Here is a 6,247-nt window from a genome sequence, read left to right on the forward strand (position 1 = left end):
ATTCCTCACTCCAAACCTAAACTATTGTTTTGTTCGGCTTTCTCAGTCTTATCTTTTTTAAAAATTTCAGGAATAAACGCGCGATGGAAACCATTATAAGACTGACTATTTGTCGCTTCGGCTAGTGGATACATGCGTGTCCCTTGCGATGCAGCGCCATCAATACGCAAAGTTACACCTGACACAAAAGCCGCAGCATCTGACAGTAAATAACAAATCGCCGATGAAACTTCTGATTCAGTTCCCATACGTTTTAGCGGTACATTGCCAGCAAGACTTGGAATAATCACTTTGGCAAAATCACCGCTATAATTATCCATACCGGATGACACAATCCAACCCGGTGCAACTGCATTTACACGAACACCAGATTTCCCCCACTCAACCGATGCCGTTTTAGTTAAGTTATCAACCCCTGAACGCGCAGCACCAGAATGTCCCATTCCCGGCATGCCACCCCACATATCAGCAGTCATGTTGACAATACTGCCACCATGTTTTGCCATCCATTGGTTATAAGCTTCACGCATTAGGTAAAAAGTTGCGTGTAAATTATTACGCACGACTGCATCGAAACCATTCGCCGAAATATTCTCTAAAGCTGAAGGGAACTGGCCACCCGCATTATTTACCAAACCATCGAGTTTGCCGAATTTCTCAATCACTTCAGCAATCATATTTTTCACTTGTTCTTCTTCACGGTTATCACAAACAATAAAATGAACCCGACCACCATCTTCTATAATTTCTTGGCTTACTTTCTCTAATTTCTCAATTTTTCGTCCTGTAATCACCACTTGAGCGCCGAGAGCCGCAAGCTCATGTGCAGTACAGCGTCCAATTCCTGAGCCCCCACCTGTCACAATAATGACTTTATTGGCGAAAGCATCTGGTCTAAAAATTGATTGATAACTCATCTTTGTTTCATCCATTCATTTTATTTTTCTAAAAGATGTGCCGGAACTTTAACAGGCATATCCAATAACTGTTGGGCAAAGGCTTTACCTTGCGGATCAATACGCAAGCTTGCAACACCACCACCACCTAAGGCATTCTCCAACATAAAATTCAGTGCATTTAAACTCGGTAACTCATAACGAATTACTCGCCCTTTCTCAGCATCCAAGACATGTTGCATATAGCTTGCAACAGTCTGTTCAGTTAGTGCTGCACGAATCCATGGTAAATAATCTGCTTTACGTGCAATCACACCAATATTGCTATGATTACCTTTATCACCACTGCGGGCATGCGCAATTTCAATCAAAGGAACTTCAATTTCATCTCCTTGATAAATTGCATTTTCACCTGCCTTTAAAGTAGGCAATTGCTCTGTAAAAACTCCTTGTGGAATCTCAACTGGGTAGCGTTTTCCTTCAAAATCGATTTCGACACTTACCTGATTTTTATCTATTAAAAATGAAAATAACTTAATCACTGGAGATGCTTTTGGTCGGCCTCCAACAATTCCTGCCAAGGCTGGAGCCATACCTGTAGAGGCCTGAGCAATTTCAGATGCAAAGAACATACATGCTTCTTTAAACATGTGTTTTACAGCTATTTTGACCACTACTTCACGACTATTTAATGTTTGGGCATGTTCGCCATAAGTACTTTCAATACCTAAAATTTCAACAGACTTTTCACTAAATGGCGGCACTGAGCGCATTGCTAAAACACGTTCGCATTTAGATAAAATCGCATCAGCAATAACTTGTGCTTTTTGTGGTGCCTCACGACCTGCAATTAAGAAACTCACTAAAACCCGATAACCATCAGGATAGGTCGCGCTGACTTTATATTGCGTAGTCGGAGCTTGTCCTTTTGCACCCGTTACACGAACCCGATGCTCCCCAGCTTGCTCTAAATGCACGTGGCTGAAATCAGCAATTACATCTGGTAGTAAATACGCTTGAGGATTACCAATTTCATAAACAATTTGCTCTGCAACTGTAGCAGTAGAAACCAGACCACCTGTACCTTGAGGCTTAGTTACAATAAATGAGCCATCCTCACTCACTTCAACCACTGGAAAACCCATGTTGTCGAAGCCCTGCACCAATTGCCAATCGGTAAAATTACCACCCGTACATTGAGCACCACATTCAATGACATGACCTGCTAACGAACCTTGCGCCAATTTGTCATAATCATCGAGCGGCCACTGATATTCATGAAGCAAGGGCGCAAGCACCACAGCAGAGTCAACTACACGACCCGTAATCACAATATCGGCACCTAAGTCTAAGGCGTCACGTATAGCAACCGCGCCTAAATAAGCATTACTGCTCGCTATCTGTTCAGGCAAAGCTTCTCCGCTAAACATTTCTTGAATATTCTGTGATTTTAACTGCTCATGTTTTGGCAAAAGATCATCACCTAACACCACAGCCACTTTCAGATCTAGACCATACTCTTTAATAATTTTTTGTAAGGCATCCCGACAAGCTAATGGATTAACACCACCGGCATTACTAATCACTTTAATCTTTTTTTCAGCAATTTTTTTCAGCAAAGGTGCCATGACTCGGCTGACAAAGTCTAAAGCGTAACCATGTTTCGGTTCTACCATCTTCGCTTTTGCCATAATCGACATGGTAATCTCAGACAAATAATCAAAAACCAAATAATTAATATCGGTCAAATGCACTAACTGAAAAGCGGCAGTATTGGTATCTCCCCAAAACCCAGAGGCACAACCTATTTTTACGACTCGATGATCATCCTGCTGATTATTTGCCATTCTATTTCTCATTATTTTGTCTAAAAATCAGCCTCAACATTACCAAGCAAGCGCTTGGTTTGTAAAGCGCAAAATGTTATTGTGATGTTGACCAAATCTTCCAAATTCAGAAAACAATCTGAAATGTGATGAAATTTAGAGAAATTTCCGTTATGGATTTTTAGATAAGGGAACAAACTGAACACATGATTGCCACTTCAATTGAACAAATTCCAAATATTTCTTGCTTTGACGATAGCCCGCGTGGTCGTTTATTACGGGGGGCTGCCTATTTATTTCACAAGCAAGGCTATGACAAAACGACTGTACGTGAACTTGCTCAATTTATTGGAATTCAATCGGGAAGTTTATTTCATCACTTTAAAAGTAAAGATGACATCCTCGCTCATGTAATGGAGGAAACCATTATTTACAATCTTGCTCGTTTAGAAGAGGCAGCACATCAATCTACTGATCCAGAACAACAATTACGAGCCCTTATTAAAGCTGAGCTTATTTCAATTACTGGCGATACAGGTGCAGCCATGGCTGTGTTGGTTTATGAATGGTTTGCTCTCTCAAAAGAAAAGCAAAATTACCTGTTAAAAATGCGTAATGAATATGAGCAAATCTGGCTCGACGTCATTGAAAATTTACGCACACAAGGCAAGGTAAAACATGATGCCTTTATTTGGCGACGCTTAATTGGCGGTGCAATTTCATGGACTGTAACTTGGTATAAATCTGAGGGTAAAGTCAAAATTGATGAGTTAACTGAAATGGTCTTGGTGATGGCTTTGAAATGAAAAAAGGTGGCTCAACGACCACCTTGTAAAAATTAATAACTCAGCTGTTTACTAATTAAATCTTTCATAATTTCTTCAGCACCACCACCAATCATATTGACCTTCACTTCACGGTAAATACGTTCCGACTTGGTACCTCGCATAAACCCCATACCACCCAATGTTTGTACAGCTGCATCAGCACAAAATTGCATAGTGCGAGTCGCAACATTTTTCAGCATCGAAATTTGCGCTACTAACTCAGGCCCTTGTAGTTTTGGCTGAGTCATTTTCCATGCAGTTTCTTCAAGCAATGCCCGTGTTGAGGTTAATTGCGTTGCCATATCTACCAATTTATGACGAACCACTTGATGATCAATTAATCTCTTACCAAAAGTTTTTCGTTGTTGTGCCCAATCTAAAGCTTCTTCATAACAGACTAATGCATACCCATAAGCGACTACTCCCAAGAAGAACCGCTCCATATTAAAGTTATTCATAATAACTTTAAAACCAGCGTTTTCTTTGCCGAGCAGATTTGATGCAGGTACTCGTACTTGGTCAAAATGCAAATGAGCTGTATCTGAAGCCCACCAACCCATTTTCTTTAGAGGTGTTTTAGTAATTCCTTCACTGTGCGCATCAACGAGCAACATTGAAATGCCTTCAGCTCCAGTTTTTGTGGGGTCTGTACGTACTGCAACAGTGTAGTAATCTGCACGAATTCCTGAGGTGATGAAAGTCTTCTCACCTGAGACAATATAATAATCCCCTTCCCGAACAGCTTTAGTTTGTAACGCTGCCACATCAGCCCCGCCACTTGGTTCTGTAATTGCTAATGCAGAAATTTTTTCACCGGAAATAATCTCTGGGAGGACTCTAGCCTTTAATTCCTCACTTCCAAAATGTTGAATTGGAGGGGCACCAATTGTGTGCACCATGAGTGAAGTATGTACTCCGCCAGAACCCGCCTTTGCCATTTCAATACCAGCGAGTAATGAATAGAATGGATCTGCATCAGGAATACCACCATATTCTTCAGAAAAACCTAGACCCAATAGGCCAATTTCAGCAGCCTTTTTATAAAGCTCTCTAGGAAATGTCTCGGCCTCATCCCACTCATTAACAAAAGGTGCCATTTCTTTTTGCACAAATCGACGAACATTGTCAGCAAAAGCAATGTGTTGTTCATTATAGTAAATTGGGTTGAGTTGCATATTTAGAAATGTCCTGAGCTTTTTATTTAATTCCTGAACATATCTTGTCATGTTTACTGTTAATCAAAAGTTGCAAGAATCTTCAATTTCTTGGCATAAAGCATCAAATAGAATTATTTTTATTTAAGTACAACACCTATATTTTTAAACAACAACGAAAACCACGTACAGCATAATAAGACTGTGCTCCATTATGATAAATGAAGACTCGGCCATAACGACGATCAGCAAAAAGTGCTCCACCCAATTTACGAATCTCGACTGGGGTTGCAAGCCAACTCGATGTTTTAAGATCAAACTCTTCAATTTGCTGTAACTGACGATATTGCTCTTCTGTTAAAAGCTCAACTCCCATTTCATTAGCAAGATCTATTGCACTGTTTTTAGGAGGATGATCTTTTCTAGATTCTAAAGCCTCACGATCATAGCAAAGGCTTCTACGGCCTTTTGGGGTTTCAGGAGAACAATCTACAAATAAATACTGATCTTTCTGCTGGTCAAAAACAATAACATCAGGCTCTCCTCCAGTATTTTCCATTTCTTGCAATGCCCAAGTTTGTCTGGAGATTTTATTAATTTATCCCGTACATTCGACCAATCGACTTCTTTATGACGATGTGTGTTCTTTTCAAATCTCGCCTTTAACAGTTCAAGCAGTAAATCTAATTGTGTTGAAGTTAACTGTTTTTTAGTGTTCATTGGATAAACCCCTAATAGCGATTAAACTGAACGCCCATCAAAATAATTTATTTTTATCTTATCTAAGTCAATACCATCTATACATCGTACATTAATCGCAAAGATTGAATTACCTTGATTATCTATACCTTGGGCATATGGATGAATACCACAATTTTTACAGAAATGATGGTTAATCACATGTTTATTAAAAGTATAGTTCGCCAAATTATCAGGAGTGTCCAAAGTAACTTTAACTTGATTAATCGGTAGAAACCAAAGTAAAGATCCTTTCTTCTGGCAAATGGAACAATTGCAAGATAAAACTTCTGTTAGCTCACCTTCCGCGGCAAACTTTACCTGACCACAATGACAACTTCCTTTATATTCCATTTCATTTTCCCTATTTCTAATTTTTTATAGTTTTATAATATTCTGCCGTTTAGTTCAATTTTTAATCTAATAGAATCGAGTAAGCGTCCAAAAATGATTTGTAGTTCTATATTTTAATAATACTATTCTGATTAATTTACCGTAAATAAAAAAACACCCCGACCTCTTTTGAGATTGGGGTGTTTAGAATAATGAGCTGGCGATGACTTACTCTCACATGGGTAACCCCACACTACCATCAGCGCTAAGAGGTTTCACTTCTGAGTTCGGGAAGGGATCAGGTGGTTCACTCTTGCTATGGTCGCCAGCACAACTGTTTATGGATACTTGCTTTGGTCTTATTGTTTGCCGAAGCGTTTTCCAAATCTTTACAGACTGGGCTGATTGAATCTGACTGTGTTCATTTTATCTAGTGTTATAACTAAATCAAGTTTGTTTGTAGATTTATGAAT

At 39.4% G+C, this 6,247-nt stretch carries 5 protein-coding genes, 1 rRNA gene and 1 pseudogene; 1 reads left to right on the forward strand and 6 read right to left on the reverse strand.

All coding sequences use genetic code 11. The features are described 5' to 3' along the window. Positions 1-5: 5 nt before the first annotated feature. Both J576_RS18480 and J576_RS18485 read right to left on the reverse strand, forming a co-directional pair. A complete protein-coding gene (locus J576_RS18480) occupies positions 6-917 on the reverse strand; it encodes an SDR family oxidoreductase (protein WP_002048713.1) in 912 nt (303 codons plus the stop codon). A 20-nt stretch (positions 918-937) separates the two neighbouring features. Then, the gene (locus tag J576_RS18485; RefSeq protein WP_002048687.1) at positions 938-2,743 is read right to left on the reverse strand and encodes an acyclic terpene utilization AtuA family protein; all 1,806 of its coding nucleotides are present in this window, start codon (positions 2,741-2,743) and stop codon (positions 938-940) included. A gap of 185 nt (positions 2,744-2,928) precedes the next feature. On the opposite strand from J576_RS18485, the gene J576_RS18490 reads away from it, so the two are divergent. Continuing rightward, entirely contained in the window at positions 2,929-3,528 is a 600-nt protein-coding gene (locus J576_RS18490) for a TetR/AcrR family transcriptional regulator (RefSeq protein ID WP_002048684.1), read from the forward strand. A 32-nt stretch (positions 3,529-3,560) separates the two neighbouring features. Here J576_RS18490 and J576_RS18495 read toward each other — a convergent pair whose 3' ends face one another. The 4 genes and pseudogenes from J576_RS18495 to rrf all read right to left on the reverse strand — a co-directional run bounded on the left by J576_RS18495 (position 3,561) and on the right by rrf (position 6,104). After that, the gene (locus tag J576_RS18495) at positions 3,561-4,724 is read right to left on the reverse strand and encodes an acyl-CoA dehydrogenase family protein (protein WP_033855727.1); all 1,164 of its coding nucleotides are present in this window, start codon (positions 4,722-4,724) and stop codon (positions 3,561-3,563) included. 136 nt (positions 4,725-4,860) lie between these two features. Continuing rightward, positions 4,861-5,423: pseudogene (locus tag J576_RS18500) on the reverse strand (DUF4256 domain-containing protein). 21 nt (positions 5,424-5,444) lie between these two features. Then, positions 5,445-5,795, reverse strand: coding sequence for a GFA family protein (locus tag J576_RS18505; RefSeq protein ID WP_002048704.1), 351 nt, complete (start codon positions 5,793-5,795; stop codon positions 5,445-5,447). Positions 5,796-5,989: 194 nt separating this feature from the next. Next, positions 5,990-6,104: ribosomal RNA gene (gene rrf, locus J576_RS18510) — 5S ribosomal RNA — on the reverse strand. Positions 6,105-6,247: the final 143 nt, after the last annotated feature.

The organism is Acinetobacter sp. 766875 (assembly GCF_000582055.1).
Classification (GTDB): domain Bacteria; phylum Pseudomonadota; class Gammaproteobacteria; order Pseudomonadales; family Moraxellaceae; genus Acinetobacter; species Acinetobacter nosocomialis.